The organism is Shimia sp. SK013 (assembly GCF_001292625.1).
GTDB lineage: Bacteria > Pseudomonadota > Alphaproteobacteria > Rhodobacterales > Rhodobacteraceae > Shimia.
Genome location: NZ_LAJH01000005.1, coordinates 184,299 through 200,680 on the forward strand (window position 1 = coordinate 184,299; position 16,382 = coordinate 200,680).

13 protein-coding genes are annotated in these 16,382 nt (G+C 56.6%); all 13 read right to left on the bottom strand.

The genetic code is table 11. The features are described 5' to 3' along the window. Nucleotides 1–195 precede the first annotated feature (195 nt). The 13 genes from SHIM_RS01245 to SHIM_RS01305 all read right to left on the bottom strand — a co-directional run bounded on the left by SHIM_RS01245 (nt 196) and on the right by SHIM_RS01305 (nt 16,345). Nucleotides 196–2,499, bottom strand: coding sequence for a mechanosensitive ion channel family protein (locus tag SHIM_RS01245; protein WP_054000799.1), 2,304 nt, complete (start codon nt 2,497–2,499; stop codon nt 196–198). Then, nucleotides 2,499–3,659, bottom strand: coding sequence for a 2Fe-2S iron-sulfur cluster-binding protein (locus SHIM_RS01250; protein WP_193749842.1), 1,161 nt, complete (start codon nt 3,657–3,659; stop codon nt 2,499–2,501). Before SHIM_RS01250 ends, SHIM_RS01245 begins: the two co-directional genes overlap by 1 nt. A gap of 606 nt (nt 3,660–4,265) precedes the next feature. Then, nucleotides 4,266–5,156: an FAD:protein FMN transferase gene (locus SHIM_RS01255; protein WP_054000801.1), complete on the bottom strand. Its 891-nt coding sequence runs from the start codon at nt 5,154–5,156 to the stop codon at nt 4,266–4,268. Further along, complete coding sequence (locus tag SHIM_RS01260; RefSeq protein ID WP_054000802.1) at nt 5,153–5,680, bottom strand: nitrous oxide reductase accessory protein NosL; 528 nt, start codon at nt 5,678–5,680, stop codon at nt 5,153–5,155. The genes SHIM_RS01255 and SHIM_RS01260 overlap by 4 nt, the downstream gene beginning before the upstream one ends. Beyond that, nucleotides 5,677–6,498 carry an ABC transporter permease gene (locus SHIM_RS01265; RefSeq protein WP_054000803.1) on the bottom strand — a complete coding sequence of 274 codons (822 nt, stop codon included), beginning with the start codon at nt 6,496–6,498 and terminating at the stop codon, nt 5,677–5,679. Before SHIM_RS01265 ends, SHIM_RS01260 begins: the two co-directional genes overlap by 4 nt. Continuing rightward, nucleotides 6,495–7,388 carry an ABC transporter ATP-binding protein gene (locus SHIM_RS01270; RefSeq protein ID WP_054000804.1) on the bottom strand — a complete coding sequence of 298 codons (894 nt, stop codon included), beginning with the start codon at nt 7,386–7,388 and terminating at the stop codon, nt 6,495–6,497. The genes SHIM_RS01265 and SHIM_RS01270 overlap by 4 nt, the downstream gene beginning before the upstream one ends. Then, nucleotides 7,378–8,640, bottom strand: a complete 1,263-nt coding sequence (locus tag SHIM_RS01275; RefSeq protein ID WP_054000805.1) for a nitrous oxide reductase family maturation protein NosD — start codon at nt 8,638–8,640, stop codon at nt 7,378–7,380. Before SHIM_RS01275 ends, SHIM_RS01270 begins: the two co-directional genes overlap by 11 nt. Before the next feature lie 2 nt (nt 8,641–8,642). Continuing rightward, nucleotides 8,643–10,553: a TAT-dependent nitrous-oxide reductase gene (gene nosZ / locus SHIM_RS01280; protein ID WP_054000806.1), complete on the bottom strand. Its 1,911-nt coding sequence runs from the start codon at nt 10,551–10,553 to the stop codon at nt 8,643–8,645. A gap of 18 nt (nt 10,554–10,571) precedes the next feature. Next, the gene (locus tag SHIM_RS01285) at nt 10,572–12,746 is read right to left on the bottom strand and encodes a NosR/NirI family protein (RefSeq protein ID WP_054000807.1); all 2,175 of its coding nucleotides are present in this window, start codon (nt 12,744–12,746) and stop codon (nt 10,572–10,574) included. Continuing rightward, nucleotides 12,743–13,288, bottom strand: coding sequence for a DUF2946 domain-containing protein (locus tag SHIM_RS20690; protein WP_054000808.1), 546 nt, complete (start codon nt 13,286–13,288; stop codon nt 12,743–12,745). The genes SHIM_RS01285 and SHIM_RS20690 overlap by 4 nt, the downstream gene beginning before the upstream one ends. Nucleotides 13,289–13,523: 235 nt before the next feature. Next, the gene (locus tag SHIM_RS01295; protein WP_054000809.1) at nt 13,524–14,375 is read right to left on the bottom strand and encodes an ABC transporter permease; all 852 of its coding nucleotides are present in this window, start codon (nt 14,373–14,375) and stop codon (nt 13,524–13,526) included. A gap of 11 nt (nt 14,376–14,386) precedes the next feature. Next, the gene (locus SHIM_RS01300; RefSeq protein WP_054000810.1) at nt 14,387–15,244 is read right to left on the bottom strand and encodes an ABC transporter permease; all 858 of its coding nucleotides are present in this window, start codon (nt 15,242–15,244) and stop codon (nt 14,387–14,389) included. Then, nucleotides 15,245–16,345, bottom strand: coding sequence for an ABC transporter ATP-binding protein (locus SHIM_RS01305; protein WP_054000811.1), 1,101 nt, complete (start codon nt 16,343–16,345; stop codon nt 15,245–15,247). It abuts the gene before it with no gap. Nucleotides 16,346–16,382 lie beyond the last annotated feature (37 nt).

Sequence of the window (16,382 nt, forward strand, 5' to 3'; positions counted from 1 at the left end):
TGGTCTAGAACGGCCTGCGCTGGTTAAATCGACGCCACATTTTAGCTTCGTCGAAGCCGACATCCGCGTGTTGCGCGGAAATCCCAACCGTCGAAGGTTTGCTATTTGGGCGACTGCAGCCCGGGCCAATGCCAGCGATGCGCATTGCTTTTCTGCTTCACTAGCCCCGTGTGTTTGATGCCAGGGATGGGCCTCTTACGGTTCATCTGGAATTGGTTTTGGAGGTCCCGTGGGTGCTCCTGCTGCTTCTTGTGCCGCACCTGCAACCGCGGCTCTTTGATCTTCGGTCAAATGTTCGCCACCGTCGATTTCGACTTTAACGTTGCGCTCTGCCATCCGAATTCCGTTGGCCTCAAACACATCTCTGACTTTTTGATAGGCGTCGCGGCGGACCAGCCATTGTTCCCCCGGTTTGGTCATGAACTTCACGCCGACCACCATGTTGAACTCTTCCATACGACGCACGCCCTGCGATTTCAGCGTGCTCAGGATCGATTGGCCATAATGCTCGTTTGCCTGCAGTTCTGCGCCCACCTTTTTGACCAGCTTTTTGACAAGCTGTAGATCGGTGTCGAATGGCACCCGGAATTCGAGCTTCATGATCACCCAGTCGCGACTGTGGTTTGTCAGGCTTTTGAGCTCCCCATAGGGCACCGTGTGTACCTTGCCACGGTGGTGGCGGATTCGCATGGAACGCACCGAAATGCTTTCGACCGTGCCCATCAGGTCTCCGACTTCGATGTATTCTCCGAGCCGGAATGCGTCGTCGATAAGAAAGAAAATGCCCGCCACAATATCGCGTACCAATGATTGGGTGCCAAAGCCGATGGCGATGCCGACAATACCGGCGCCGGCAAGGATTGGCGCGATGTTCACGCCGGACGCGCTGAGCACGCTCAGGACGACCATGATCAGAAGTGTTACCATCAGAATGGTGCGCAGTAGGGGGAGTAGTGTGATCATGCGGGCTTCGGGACCGGGGGCTTGCCCGTCCACCGGCGGCTCGTAATCCGCGATCCGCTTGTCGATCACTGTCTTCGCCCATGTCCATACGAGATCAGCCAAAAGCAGCGCCACAATGCTGTCGATCAATACTTCGAGCGCACGCCCAACGAAGCTGCGGTCTGAGGACAGATCAAAGATGTTAACGCCCCATGCATTGGAAAGCGTCAGAACGGCCGTCATGATGAAGACGAAGCGCGCGGCACGTTGCACGATTGGGCGGGTGGCCACGTATGGATCGGCAAATTCGGGGACGTTGGGCTGGGGCTCCCCCTCCAGCGTCTCGCTGGCGCCTTCGGCAGCTGCGAATTCATCCAGAGCTTTCTGAGCCTCTTCCATGTGTTGGGAGTGCAGGGCAGCGGTTGACTGATCAAAGAAATGATCAATCCAGCCTCGCAATAGCTTCAATCCGGGAACCGTGAGACCGATGACAAGCACGGCCCACATCAGGGCAAATAAACCAGCCAGCCAAAGTGCGAAGACAACGCCGGTCAGGATCAGAAGGAAGTTGCGCCAAAGCAGGACGGTTTTGGGGGGCGTCTGGAGATCGCACATTGACGGGATACGCTTGAATGCGACCCAAATGCAGGCCCAAACCACCAAGACAACAAACAGCGCCAATACGATGGTCTGCGCCAGTGCGACCGTGGCAAGGCTGCTGTCTATGTCCATGCCATGCTGTTCAACAACGCGGTTCAACAAGAAGGACATCGCAAAGGCCAGCACGACAGCGAAAGATAGAATGCAAACCAGTCTATGCAGGAACATCGCGGCTTCTGTGCCATAGGGCACGAGCCTTAGTTCCGGGGCCCGCGGGGCCTGAAAAAACAGCGATATGGTTATCAAAATTCGGAACATGAGCACAGCAACCAACAGGTCCAGCACGACACTTTCCAGCAGCGGGTGCCAGTCGAAGCTGTCAAAGGCGCCGATACTACCGATGGCGAAGATACCGAGGCCCGCAAAAATGATGGCGGCCCGGATCGACGCGCCGAGCAGTTTCTCGGAAGGGGCGTCTTTTGGGGACTGTTCCAGCCGCAAAAGCGGATAGCGCAGGAGCTGACGATACAGCCATTCAACCCCAAAACCAATCAGCAGGAAGATCAGAATGTAGGTGACGGTTCGAACTTTTTGTCCATTGGACAGTTCAGTGTTCCAGACATCGGCCAGCACAGCCGGCATTTGAGGCAATACTTCCCACGCCAGCACCAACGATCGGGCGCGGGTGGCAATCCGTTCCAGCTGTGCGTCAACTTGTTCTCGTAATGTCAGGGCCGGTCCGGCGTCGAGTGTCCCATCCGAGTTGGCGCTTTCGCTTATCCATGTCTGAATGGTGGGGTCACCCAATAAGCGAAGGAATTCTTTCACGTCATTGGGGGAGGGGTCGGGAACCACGGCGGACTGGGAACTGCCGGAGCTTGGCACAAATTGAGCGTGCGCGGTTGCCGCGAAACCAGAGAGGACAAGAACAGAAAGTGCAATTCGAAGCCACCCCATCAAACTGTCCCCTCCGATTGCTCAAGCGGGCGTCGTTTCTCCGAATAGTCCAAATTCGAATAGTCCGGCTCAATGACCCGTTCGACCTCTAGTGCGCCACCTGTTGGCTTTATCTGACATGCCAACCGTTCGTTTGGTCCGGCGTTCCAGTGGGCCAGAACTTTGGCCTCCATATCTGTGGGTGGCGCAAGGTTCTCTGCCCCCGCGAAGACTGTGACACGACAGGTGCCGCAGCGGCCACGCCCGCGGCAGACGCTCGCGTGTGGCAGGTTGTTGTTCCTCGCCGCCTCAAGAAGGGTTAGTCCGGCCTCCGCCTCAAAAGTCTCAGTGCGCGCGCCTCTGTAGGTTACCTGTGCCACGCCTTTTTTCAGGCTGCGCAAACGGAGCCAACGTGCGAGGAACGCCAAAGCGATGAAGCCCAGAGACAGGCGGGTTGCAAATTTCTGACTGTCATTTGCCTTATCAATGATTGCCTGGATCGCTTCGGGCGCAGCCGTGGGGCCAGCTGCATTTGGGTCAGTCGTGAGAACAAAGCCCATGCCACCTTCGCTAACCGGAATAATCTGGCGACCTGCTTCAACATAACCCAGCATCGCGAGCGTCGGCAGAGCGACAACAAATGGATAGAAAAACCGCATTATCCGCGTTGATCCGTCCCGCGACTGAAGCCAAGTGTAAACTCCGATCGCGCCGTGTATCCATGCAACGACCAGCATGACCACCTGTTGCAATCCGTCAAAGGGCGAGACCACCCAGAATTGGCCGAGCACCAGAGCGTAAGTTGGCTCAAGACCAATTTCTTTCGCAGCCATCACGCCAAAAACATGCTTTGCCAACAGGGGGATGATCAGAATGCCCGCGATCATCTGCGCCATATCATAAGCGGGAACACGAAGAGTGTTACGCCAGTAAAGCGACAACAAAGCCAGCAGGAAATGCAATATCAGCGACACTTGCAGCAGGATCTTGAGCGGCAAAATACTTGACCAAACACCGCTGAGTGCCCACCGCCAATCTTCCATGACTTGAACTGAAATCAGTCCCAGAGCCAGATTTGCAAGGTGCATGGTGATAAATACGAACATCACAAGGCCTGTGACGATCATTGCACGCAACCGGAATGCAGCGAGCCAGGGAGTGGCGTTAGTTGTCGTGGCCATGATGGCATCCTCTGGTGTGCTTAAAGCTACGCGGTCAAGCATTTCAGTGGATTAGGAGCTTCTATAGGTTATACATTTTCGTCAACCCAACTTCAGTGTTCGGGTATGGCAGTTTTGTCAGTCAAGGCGGTCTTGTTCATGTGCGTTCTTGGTCCGGAGCCTGGGCGAGAGTAGTGCCAAGCGACATCCTTCACGTTGTCGGACCTGTCCCGCTCTTATGCGGCCCAAGTGCGCATTAAGCCATTTTTCGGTCGAAGGCGACAGAGCTTTTCCAGCCTGTTTCTTAGCGCGATCCGTACGGCATCCTGGCAGAATTCGCTCTTCCTTTTCAGTCCCATAGTCTGTCTCCTTTGCTGTGGTAAAATCACTCAAAGGAACGGCATCAAACCGCGACAGGTCCCGTTAGTTCAGCTACGCCGATCTGCCTGATTGGATCAATACGGGGATTGCTTTGCCTCATCGGCATTTCAATTTGCCGTAACTTCACGACAATCTCTTCGGGTTTGGGTCTCTTAATCGCCATCTATGGTCCGCCCCGATTTTCCAATCCTCGGGGCGGACCATTTCAAAGGGAGAGGCTCAAGCCATTGCGCTATGCGATGTCGGTCATGAGATCACTTCAATCCGCGCGTCAGGAAACCGTTTTACCATGTCTTTCGCCAGTTCGGTGGTCAGCAAACAGGCAGCAGTAGACAGCCCGTCAGCAAGCGCGGCGGAGTTCGCTGAGATACAAGCCAGAGAGTGATGCGATGCGGCCCCGATCGGGTGGAGGATGTGGCTAGAGCCATCGGGCAACGTCATGCCAGCAGGGGATGAGGTTGCAATCGCTCTGTCATTTAAGGCAATGCGCCGGAGTACAGTGCCAGAAGGTTCGGCGATGCCAACCCGCCACGCCGCCCCATCCATTCGCCGACCTATTGCGGTAATTTCACCCATATCAATCAACACATTGCGCATGCCTTTTGCATGCAGCAGGCGACTTATCCTGTCAGTGATGTAGCCCTGAGCGATGCCGTTGAGAGTTAGCGCCATGTCAGGTCGTTTGAACCTGACTTCTGAGGCGCTAAACGCAACGTTTTGCCAGCCGACATTTGATAGCGCAGCTTTTGCGTCCCGGTTTTCGGCATGGGCCCGCCACAGTGGTTGCACGCTAGGATCAAACACGCCGCCCGAGGCGTCATGCACGCGCGAACACAAACTTAGAACCTCAAGCAATTCGGGTGGCGGCGCAGTTAGGGACCCGATGCGATTGAGTTTTGACAAGGCGCTGTCGCGGTAAAGAGAGAAAATATCTTCGAGCCGCCGAAGTTCTGCTTGGACATGGGCGTAGAGGTTGCCCGCCTTGTGGTCCGGCAAGTCGGCAAATTGCATGCTGGCGGCAGCGCCAAGGGCCTGACCACGCCAAACAGCGGTGTCTGCCCAAGCGCGGCCAGCCGGCATGGCAACGGCTGCGCTGGCTGCAATTGACAGAAATCGACGGCGGGTCACGAGTGTCATGTCGGGCTCTCTAGGTTTTGGGTCAAGTCGGCAGGGCCAAGCGCTGCGCCGTCAGGGATTGTATCCAGAATTTCAATGGTGCCCCCCCATTTGCTGGCGAACGCGACGGCGTCCTCTGATGACAAAAAGGGAACGATTTCTTGCGCGCCCATGCCACCGGCCACCTTTGCGCCAACAACGAAGTGGGCCGTGTCCGCTGGGATCCAGTTTTCGATGCCCGGCTGCGCCCAAGTGGCAGCGGCCCCCATGTCGCTGACGTAAACGCCGACAATTTGGGCATCCCGTTCGGGGCTTTTGAGATACGCCACCAAATCACGGACTTGCGCAAAAAACAGAGGCGCAGGGAAACCATCAAGATGAATTTGTCCTTTGGGCCCGCCATGTTCCGCGACATTCATCTGGCAAAAAAAGCTAAGCGCCTCTTGGGTGAGTGGTACCGGAGGCGGCGGGGCCTTGGCCTGGTCTTCCTTGCAGGCGGAGAGAGCCAAAGCCGAACACAACAGAAGCGTCGATGTCTGTTTCATGGCTCAACCCGACGAAACGCGGCCCGCGCTAGGCCGAAGCCCAGAAACGGCCAGACCAAAAGCGACAAAGGCGCCGCCCAGATCGGCAATGCGGAGGCTGCGCCGACCATGCCGGAGGACAAAGCGACGCCTTCCGAGCCTGCGATGTTCCACAACCGAAATGCGTCAGCTGGATTTGCAACCATGATCCAGGGAAATAGGGTCTGGGTGAACCATCCCCCGCCGTCCATGACGACCGCGCCCAAAAGGCCCAGGTCAAACAACACAACAAAAATCAGCCACAGACCAGCCGCCATTCCGGCCGCTGCGGTGGCACTGTTGGCGAGAGACGACACCAAATAGCCAAGTGTAAGAAAGACCCCTCCCAAAACCACCGAGGTGAAGATCAACCGGAAAAGCGCAACCAGACTGGCCGCCCCTGCGCCGCCACTATAGGCCGCCACAGCACCGGCCGATCCAAATCCCACAATCATGGCAATGGTCAAAGCACCCAGATGTGCCGCGAATTTTCCCAACAGGATTTCGCCCCGTCCGGCAGGGTATGTCAGCAACAATCCAAGGCTGCCTCGTTCGGCCTCGCCCGCAACCGCATCAAATGAAATCATCAACGCCAAGAGCGGTGCGAGGTAAACCGAAAGTGTTGTCATAGAGGTGACCGAAACCGTCAGCATATCCACACCCAAAGTACCGGTGGGTGCGCTACCGGCAAAGGTCAGCGCCAATGCAAACAACACCATGATCATGGTCGCCATCGCCAACCAGCGGTTTCGTTTTAGGATGCGCATCTCGGCGCCCGCAATCGCTAGAAACCGGGTCACTGGCTGTCCTCTCGTGCGTAGTATCGATACAGGTCTTCGAGCCGAGGCGGTGTGATGTCGATGTCCGACACACTGTCGCCCAACTCAGTGATTTTGCGCAATGTCCGCATTTTGTCTGCGGCATCGATTTCCAATTCGACGGATGCACCGTTGATACGCTGACCACCGGTTTGCAGGGCAATTGCGCTCGCATTTTCCGTCGCGCGAATGCGCAGACGTGTGCGCAGTCCGGCGCGGGCGCTGAGCCCTTGCAGCGTGTCATTGGCGACCAACTGGCCTTTGCGCATAATGGCGATACGATCGGTGCGCGCCTCCATCTCCGTAAGCGCATGGCTGGCAATCAGAACCGCGCAGCCTTCTGCGGCGAGTTCGTCGATGATTTCATAAAGGTCCTGACGCGAAATCGGGTCGAGGCCGCTGGTCGGTTCATCCAGTAGAGCCAGTTTCGGCCGCCCCAACAAAACTTGCGCCAAGCCAAGTCGCTGACGCATGCCTTTGGAATAGGTGCCGATACGGAGGTCCAGCGCATCACCGAGACCCACCCGCTCAAGCAGTTGAGTGATATCGGGCTTCTGCCCGGCCAAGCGGGCAAAAAGCGCCATTTGCTCGCGTCCCGTTAGCGCGGGATGAAAGCTGACAGCTTCCGGCAGAAAGGCGGTGGCGGCGCGCGCTGCGGCGGTACCTGGCGTGTGGCCGGCGATGTGCACGGATCCGCCATCCATCGTAATCAGCCCCAAAACAGCTTTGATCAAGGTGGATTTTCCGGCGCCGTTGTGACCCAAAAGCGCAACGCGCTCGCCGGACTGCACCGCCAAGGATACGTCGTTCAGCACGCGGTTCTTGCCGCGGTCTTTGCAAAGCGATTGGATGTCTAAAACTCTATCCGTCATTTTCTACCTTTCCGGCGGCGGCCGGTTTGACGGGTTTCATGAGGGGAAAACTGTCAATAACCCCCCCCGGTAACAGGGCCGGGAAGGTGGACTGTGACCAGCGAAGCAATTGTACCGCGGGCGACCCAAGAAGCAATTTTGCGGAAGGCTGGCTCCATAAAATGTGATCCATGCTGTCATTTGGCCGATACGGGCTGTCTGCGATTCCGTCACCGTTCACGTCATAGGCGGCATTGTCGCTCCAATAATTGCCACGGCCTTCTTCGGACCATTCGTGCCATTTTGTGCTCACCAGCTTCACTTGCGTTCGATTGCCAACAAAGGCATTGCCGACGATCTGATTGTTGGCGCTGCCGGCGGTGAAATGTATGCCGATGCCGCAGCTTTCAAACCAGTTGCCGGAGAACTCATTTCGATTGGAGTTGTAAAGGAAGCTGCATTTTTCCTTTGCGCCGCGTACGTAATTTCCGGTGACGACGCTGCGGTTGGTATAGTTGAAGGCCACGCCGTGTTCGCGGTCGTTGATTGAAACGTTGTCAGCGACAACCACGTTTCTGGAAAACATTACGGCGTAGCCCAGATCATTGCCGATTGACGTGTTGCCGATGACCTCGGAGTCATTGGCGTACATATAGTGCACTGCGAAACGGAGATCGCGAAACAGGTTGTTGGTGAAGCTGTTGCGGCGGCTGGAGTTTACAAAGATGCCGTCTCGTCCATAGCGAATGTCGTTATTATCCACGACCGCACCCGGGGCGTTCCACACGTAAACACCGTTGCCTCTCGAGTTTACATGGCGATCAAGTCGGCCTTCAATACGATTGCCAGCCACCAGCGCATCTTTGGCGCCGTGAATGTCGATCCCGTAAAGGTTACCAAGAGAGACATTGTCCAAAATCTGCGGTGCGAACGCGGTCTTTTTTAGCTGGATGCCGCTGTCAATTGTCTCGTGGCTGCTGCCAGAACCGATGACGGTGATCCCTTTGACCGTCACATCGTCCGCGGTCACGGTGATCACGCTGCCAAAACCGTTGGCATCGATGGTCGCATGACCTTGCCCATCCAGAACCATCGGGCGATCCAGTACCACGTTTTCACGATAAATGCCGGCACGCAGGCGGAGGGTGTCCCCATCCGCCGCCTGCGCCAATGTTTTGGCAATGGCCCCGTCCTGCAAAGGCACGTCCCATTCCGCAGCCCATAGAGCCGAGGAAAACAGGCCGAAAACCAGAGAAAGGGGCCAAAGCTTCATCGTTATGCGTCCCGAGGTTCGACAAACATACGGCCGCGCATTTCCATGTGCAGCGCGTGACAGAACCACTGGCAATAGTACCAGTGTACGCCCGGACGTTCCGCAACGAAGGTCACAGAGGCGGTTGCCTGAGGGCCAATCTCCATCGCGACACCAAAGTTTGCCATACACAGACCGTGGGTCAAATCGTCGATGTCATCGAGGTTGGTCACGATGATCGTCACCTCATCACCTTGCTTGACGGTGAAGCTCTCCATCGAAAAGGTCGGCGCCTGGCTGGACATATAGACCCGGACTTTGTTGCCGTCGCGGATGATCTCTTCTTGCCAGTCATCCAGATCGACCCCGTCGGCTTCGGCCTGTTTCCGCGTGTCGGCCCAGATTGGGTCGTTGCGGTCATAGACATCAGACGGGTTCACAATATCGCGCCGCACAAGGATGCTGTCATGTGGTTCGGCAAATGTCGGACCGTCATGCACAAGGTTCATGCTACCATCAGAGATGTCGATGAGCTGTTCGTTCTCCGGCTTGAGCGGGCCCACGTTCAGGAACCGGTCTTTGGAGAATTTGTTCATCGAGATCAGCCACTTGCCGTCGGCCTCTTTGGTTTCACCCATAGAGGTCGAGTTGTGGCCCGGCTGATAGTGCACATCCACTTTCTCAAGGATCGGATCGACATCTTCACCGGCGTACTGTTTCACAGCCGCTTCGAGGTTCCATTTCACAACCTGGCTGTCGAGGAACAAGGTGGTGAAACAGTTGCCCTGACCGTCATACGCAGTGTGAAGCGGGCCAAGACCCAGTTGAGGTTCGGCCACAATTGCCGAGCGTGGATCGGCGTCGCTGTCAAACAGAGCGTCCAGTTTGGTGACGTCCATCACCGACACGGTTGGCGACAGTTTACCAGCAATACAAACGTGTTTGCCGTCTGGTGCGGTGTTGATGCCGTGCGGGCTGTTGGGGATCGGGATGTAGCGGGTGTATTTCTTGTTGGAGCCTTTGCGGCCGTCCAAGACTTTCACACCGTTCAGTTCCTGATAGTCGCCTGCGGCCACACCTGCTTCGATTTCCTTGAGGTTGAACACCACCACGTGGTCGAGTTCGTTCTCGGTCATCTCGGCGAGGTTCATGCCCATTTCGGAGTTATACGACGTCGAGAAGGAATACTTCCCCTGATAGTCACAGTCCGTGTTATCGAGGTTGCCCGAGACCATCACCTGCCAGGCGATCTCCATCGTGTCGCCGTCAATCGCGGTATAGATGTTGGTGTACTGGCTGGGATCGTCCAGGATTTTCCCGTCGTTAACCAGCGGCGCTTCGTGTTCGCCATTGGCAAAGACATAGCCGGTGCGTGGGAATTTTTGCGGACGCAGGCCGTGGATGTCATGCGCGTTCGGGATCTCGATGATTTTGTCGCATTTCATCACGTCACAACGCACACGTGCCACACGGGTGTTGGCTTTGTCGTTCATGAACAAATAGCGCCCATCATAGGTGCCATCCGTGAAAGACATATGCGGGTGGTGCAAATCGCCGTTGTCATAGGTTTTTTTGCCGTTGGCTGCGAGGAACGCTTTGGTGTCCTCTGTCAGGCCTTCGGTCAAAACCTTCAGCGATTCATTGGTTTGCCCCCAACCGGTTGCAGAACAACGGTTGAACACTGGAACCCGCATGAATTCGCGCATAGACGGCACGCCCAGAATGCGGAGTTCGCCGGTCTGGCCAGAAGACCAGAAGCCGTAATATTCGTCCAACTCGCCAGGCGCCAAATGCGCATTCGCGGCGGCCATCGCTGGCTTGGCCGTCAGCATCGATGCGCCAATACCAGTTGTCGCCAGAACGGCGCCGGTGGCGGTCGCGCCCAGCATGCCGCGCCGGGTGAGGTTGAGAGTGTTTCTGGTTTCTTCAGACATTGTTCCCTCCTTCAGAGTTTATGTCGTCTTAGCGTTGGGATGGTTCTTGGGAGCGTCCTTTGTGGGGATCTTGATCTCCGCTGAGCCGGTTGATGCCCGCCGTTTAAGTTGGCGGATGATAACGGGACATTTGTCTTCACTCTGGTAGAGCACCTGACAGTGAAGACAGTTCACGCATTCGTTTGGGTTGATCTCACCTGTTGGGTGAATCGCCTGCACGGGGCATTCGTTGGCGCAGGTCTGGCAGGGGCTGCCACATTCCTTGTAGCGGCGCAGCCAATCAAACATTCGCATCCGCGCCGGGATCGCCAGTGCGCCTCCCAGAGGGCAGAGATAGCGACAGTAGAACCGTTCGATGAACAGTCCAGCCACCAGAAGCGAGACTGCAAAGACCACAAACGGCCAGTCGCGCACAAATTTGAGGATGATCGCGGTCTTGAACGGCTCGACTTCTGCCAGCTGCTCTGCGGTTTCCAGTGACGCCAGAGACACGCCGAACAGCCCGAGGAAAATCATGTATTTGATCGGCCACAGACGTTCGTGCAGGCCCCAAGGCAGGGTCCATTGCGGCACTTTGAAATAGCGGGCGATCTGATTGGTCAGTTCTTGTAAGGCGCCAAACGGGCAAAGCCAGCCGCAATAGGCGCCGCGTCCCCAAAACAGCAGCGCGGCGGCGATGGCGAACCATTGGATGAACACCAGAGGATCCATTAGGAAGGCATCCCAAGTGAAGCCCGAGCGCATGCTATTGGCCAAAGCCATCACGTTCACCACCGACAGTTGCGCGTTGGCATACCAGCCAATGAAGACCAGGGTCAGCGTGAGATACCCGATGCGGAACCAATAGAACCGGCGCGCTTTCCAGGTGGCTTGGAATTGAAAGAAGAAGGTCGCGGTCAGCACCAGAAGCATGCCACAAAGTATGGTGATTTCTACAGTCTTGGCCTTCCAGATGCGTTGCCAAAGCGCTGCTTTGGCAGCGGCCTCGTCGCTCGCGTTGTCTACCACTGTTGCAACCGGCAACGGCAAAAGGAACCTTTCGGGCAGGCGATAGCCCAGATCCCATGTCAGGAAGACGCGGTCCAGCGCCCCAACTGACCGTTGCACCAACAGTTGCAAACGGAATGGCTCTGCCGGGTCAAAATCTGCATCCGCAGGGATCTTGAACAGGTCGAGTTCGACGAAGGACGGGCTGTCTGTGGTTGCGAGCGCGCGCACACGACGGTGCTGTTTGTCAAAGAAACGTACGGAATTGTCGCCTTGAATCAGTTGAATGCGATCGAAAATGCCGCCACGTACATAGCCGGATCCCTTGAAGCTGTATTTGCCGCGCCCCACCACCAGTATGGCGTGCTCGCCCTCATCTAACCAGTCGACAAGGTTTTGGTATTCGTTGTCACCCAGCAAAGAGCGCCCGATCGATGGCACGCTAACCAGCGCCATGTTCATGTCGATGAACGTGTCACCGGGTTCGCCCTTTTCCGGGCGTTTGGCTGCGCGTTTATCGCCCATTCCGGCAAAAGCTGCGTTCACTTGCCCGAGGTCCAAGGTCATACGTCGAACCGACCCGTCGCCGGCCAACGTGGTCCAGCCCTGAGCGTCTTGAATTTCCATATTCAGTTCGCGTTTCGGCCCGACCTGCAGCGGCGCCAATCCGCCCAGACCCAGCGCGCGGGACACACGGATACCGCCCCTTACAAGGCTGTCGTCAATCACCATAATGGTGACCGTCGCGCCGGAAATGATATCCAGGTCGTGGCCCTCGCCACCAGTTTCAGCCTCAACTTTTAGGTCAAGCCCTGCGTAGCCTTCGGTCAAGGCAACCATTTTGGAATTGGGAATGCCGATTAAGACAATTGGTTCGCTGTGCTTGACCAGTTTTACGCCAGTCAGAACCGCGTCGGTATCAATGGCGGCGACAACATGGATTGGCTTACCGGAGTAGCCAGTGGTCCCGACAAAATCAGAGGTTAGAAATGCCCATGCGACGGTTTCGCCTGCTTTTAAAACCGGAGCGACCGGAACATCTTCGCGGATCGGGCCGTAAGCATCGGCGCCGGGGACGAGTTCGTTTGGCGGAATTTCAGGAAGGAAACTGGCGAGGCTATCTGCATGCGCTGCGCCACCCAAAAGAGTGCAAAGCACGAAGAGGGAGGCGGTCAGATGGCTGAGTACTGCGCGCTTTAATCTCACAGCGCACCTCCTTTGAGCGAAGGAAACGCCGACGAAGCGCGGAAAACGCGGCCCATTGTTTCGAGTTTGGGGGCGATTGGCGGGCCACGCGTTTGCGGCCTTTCAAACGAACGTTCGATCGAGGGGCGGGCCCAAGAAGGCAAGGTAGCACGAGCCAATGCTTGGCCGTCAGTCGCTGCCGCAGGCACTACGACCCAATCCGCGCCACTCTGGCCTGTACAGGTGATGCAGTCCGGGCAATCTGCGCAATCGCTGCGTTTGCCGTCATCAGCCGGTGCCAAGAGATCCTCAAGGCCAGTGCCAATTTCGATTTGGACGCGCTCAACGCCATCCTCTGCGCAAATTTCTATCCAAAAGCCATTGACCTGAGTGGTCGCATGGATTGGCGCAGTGTTCAAAAGCTGCAGCACCAGTGCGCATATGGCAAACGTCCCCTGAATCGGGAGGCGAAAGTGGCGCGGTAAGGATTTGTGGTCCATCAGATCAGGACTCTGGCATGTGACATGCTTGCCAATAAGCGTGCCTTGGCCGTTTGCGACCATGATCGAAATCAAGGAATTTGGAAAAAGATCGACCGTTTCAGTAAGAGTGTGGTGGCAGGTCTTGTTATCGCTCTCAGGGTTTGGTGGCGCGCTGAAAAGATCACAGCCCGACCCGTGCTTTAGTCACGATCCTGCTCACGCAGGAGAATCCCCCGACACGTCGCAAATTGCGAAAGCTTGGATAGCGATTGTCCCCGCACAAGTTGGCCGAAATCCAGGTGGTACCTTGGTTTGGTTATGATTTGCGTTGAAAGACAATCATCACGAGCGCGAGACAGGAGGAGCCGACCATGAGCAGCAACGACACCGCGTTTAGCAATGGGGTCGAGCCTTCCTTGAGGCGGTCGAACATGGCTATGGTTAGCGGTGCGTCAGAGCCCACCAACATCAGGGTCGTGTTGAAATTCTCAAAGCTCATCAGGAATGCGACCACGAAGGCACCGATCATGGCGGGGGCCAGATAGGGCAGGGTCACAGTGCGAATGGCGGTCAAACGTCCGGCCCCGAGGTTCAACGCGGCTTCCTCTAGTGTGCGGTCAAACTTTTGCAGGCGCGCGCCAATCACCAGCGTGGCGATGGTTGTTATGAAGGAAAACTGCCCCAGTATCACCAGCCACAGACCCGGACGCAGGGCCTCGACGTCGATTGAAAAACCGTCCCAGAGGCCGTTTGCTACCCGGCTGGAAAACACCAGAATGGAAATGCCCAAGACGATGCCCGGAATGACCAGCGGCAGGAGCATGAGGACATACAGCAAGCTTTGGCCGCGGAACTTGTAGCGGTTGAACAGGAAGGCGTTGGTCATGCCCACAAAGACAGACATGGCCGACACGATCATGGCCACCAGCACAGAAGTGCCGATCGCGCTCAGGATACCACGTTCATGAAACACACCGATCATCGGGCGTTCCGAGCCAAAGAACCAGTTCCAGGTGAACCCCTCCCAAGGTAGCGAGGGGAACTGGCTGTCGTTGAAGGCAAAGACAGCGACCACGATCAGCGGCAAAGCCAGAAAGACAAAAAACAGGGTCACGTAGGCCGTGTAGGCGGCGGTCACAAACCGTGGTTGCGGGATTGAAGGGATCATATGCTGTTTCCTTATCCCATGGTCTTTTCAAGCGATTGTCCGGTCAGCTTGAGCATGCCCCAGACAATTGCGGACGACAGGATCAGCAGCATAAAGCCAAAGGCGGCACCGAGTTCCCAGTTAAAGCGCACGATGAATTGGGAATAGATCAGTTCCGTGAACCACAGGCTTTCCTTGCCGCCAAGCATCGTGGGCGTCAGGTAGTTGCCGAGGCTCAGCATAAAGACAACAATACACCCCGACACGATACCTGGCATGGCGTGGGGAACGATGATTTCGCGCAGCACGCTGATGCCATTGCCGCCCAGATCATAGCCGGCCTCGATGACTTCGTCGGGCAAACTTTCGAGGGTCGTGACGAGCGGAACCACCATGAACAACATCGAGGTGTAGACCAGCCCGATCATTATGGCGCCGTCGTTGTACAGCATCTCGACCGGGCCATCGACGAGCCCGAGATATTGCAACACGTTGGAGATCACGCCGGTTTCACGTAGCAAGATCATCCACCCGAAGGTGCGCACGAGTTCCGACACCCAAAACGGCACCAGACATAGCAGGAAAAGCGCCGACTGCGCCCGTCCTTTGATCATTTTGGCGATATAGTAGGAGACCGGAAAGGCGATGATCAAGGTCATCACTGTGGCAAGTGAGGACATGACGGCCGTCCGCAGGAAGGTCCACAGATAAAGTGGTTCCTGAAAGAAAGTCAGGTAGTTGGCAAAGCTGATTTGATACTGTCCAACGCCCACGCGCTCGCGCAGCGAGACGAGAAACACGTCTACATGCGGAATGAAGATCAGCAGGGACAGCCACATCAAGAGCGGCGTCAGCAGAAGGGCGAGCCCCAATTTGGCCTCGGCGCGCATTCAGCTCGCCTCCGCAGCAAAGCAGTTGCCATGATCGCTGCCCCAGCCGATGTGCACATCAGAGCCTTTGACCAGATCGGCAAACTCGCCGGATTGCGGCAGGTTCACTTCGACTTCGCCGTGGCCGGTGTCGGTTGCGACGATGACGCGGCTGGCGGCCCCGTTGAACAACAGCGAGGTCACCTTGCCGGAGAGTTGGTTGTCAAAATGGGACAGATCGTCTTTGGCGTGAGCGATTTTGATCGCCTCGGGCCGGACGAACACGTCGGCCACATCGCCGAGATTCAGGGTGCGGCCCTGTATGGCGCCCCGCAGAGGCATGCCGGTGTCGGACTGCAATTCAAGGTTCTGGCCGTCAAGTTTGGTGACGCGTCCGCGCCAGCGATTGCTGTCGCCGACAAATCCGGCGACGAAAGCCGTGTCGGGGCGATAATACAGGTCGCGCGCCGTGCCGACCTGTTCAAAGCGGCCTTCGTTCATAACTGCGATATTGTCGGACATCACCAGAGCTTCGGACTGGTCGTGGGTGATATAGACAAAGGTCGTGTCAAAGGCGGATTGCAGCGCTTTGAGTTCGACTTTCATACGTTCGCGCAGCTTTAGATCAAGCGCGCCGAGGGGTTCGTCCAGCAACAAGACATCGGGTTCAAGAACCATGCAGCGGGCAATTGCCACGCGCTGCTTTTGGCCACCGGATAGCTCGTCCACTTTGCGTGCGCCGATCCCGGGCAGGCCAATACGATCAAGCGCTTCGTCAACTTTGCGGCTGATCTCGGCTTTGCCCATGCCCGCGCGGCGCAGGCCGTAGCCGATATTGTCGGCAATGTTCATCATCGGGAATAAGGCGAGGTGCTGAAACACCATGTTCACGGGCCGCTTGTTCGGGGCCACGTCGAGCACAGATTTCCCTTTGATCAGAATGTCACCGTCGCTGGGGTCTAGAAATCCTGCGATCATCCTCATGATCGTGGTTTTGCCGCAGCCCGATGGGCCCAAAATGGAAAAGAAGGACCCTTGCGGGACAGAAAACGAAACACGGTCCACAGCAGTGGTGTCTCCGAACCGTTTTTCCAGGTCGATGCATTCAAGATCTGCTGTCACGCGAGAACTCCCAGATAGACAAGAGCGCCCGCCGTTG

Bases quoted from the DNA above. Each gene is read 5' to 3' on its own strand.
- SHIM_RS01245 (WP_054000799.1), bottom strand. From the start codon at position 2,499: ATGGGGTGGCTTCGAATTGCACTTTCTGTTCTTGTCCTCTCTGGTTTC.
- SHIM_RS01250 (WP_193749842.1), bottom strand. From the start codon at position 3,659: ATGGCCACGACAACTAACGCCACTCCCTGGCTCGCTGCATTCCGGTTG.
- SHIM_RS01255 (WP_054000801.1), bottom strand. From the start codon at position 5,156: ATGACACTCGTGACCCGCCGTCGATTTCTGTCAATTGCAGCCAGCGCA.
- SHIM_RS01260 (WP_054000802.1), bottom strand. From the start codon at position 5,680: ATGAAACAGACATCGACGCTTCTGTTGTGTTCGGCTTTGGCTCTCTCC.
- SHIM_RS01270 (WP_054000804.1), bottom strand. From the start codon at position 7,388: ATGACGGATAGAGTTTTAGACATCCAATCGCTTTGCAAAGACCGCGGC.
- SHIM_RS01275 (WP_054000805.1), bottom strand. From the start codon at position 8,640: ATGAAGCTTTGGCCCCTTTCTCTGGTTTTCGGCCTGTTTTCCTCGGCT.
- nosZ (WP_054000806.1), bottom strand. From the start codon at position 10,553: ATGTCTGAAGAAACCAGAAACACTCTCAACCTCACCCGGCGCGGCATG.
- SHIM_RS20690 (WP_054000808.1), bottom strand. From the start codon at position 13,288: ATGGTCGCAAACGGCCAAGGCACGCTTATTGGCAAGCATGTCACATGC.
- SHIM_RS01295 (WP_054000809.1), bottom strand. From the start codon at position 14,375: ATGATCCCTTCAATCCCGCAACCACGGTTTGTGACCGCCGCCTACACG.
- SHIM_RS01300 (WP_054000810.1), bottom strand. From the start codon at position 15,244: ATGCGCGCCGAGGCCAAATTGGGGCTCGCCCTTCTGCTGACGCCGCTC.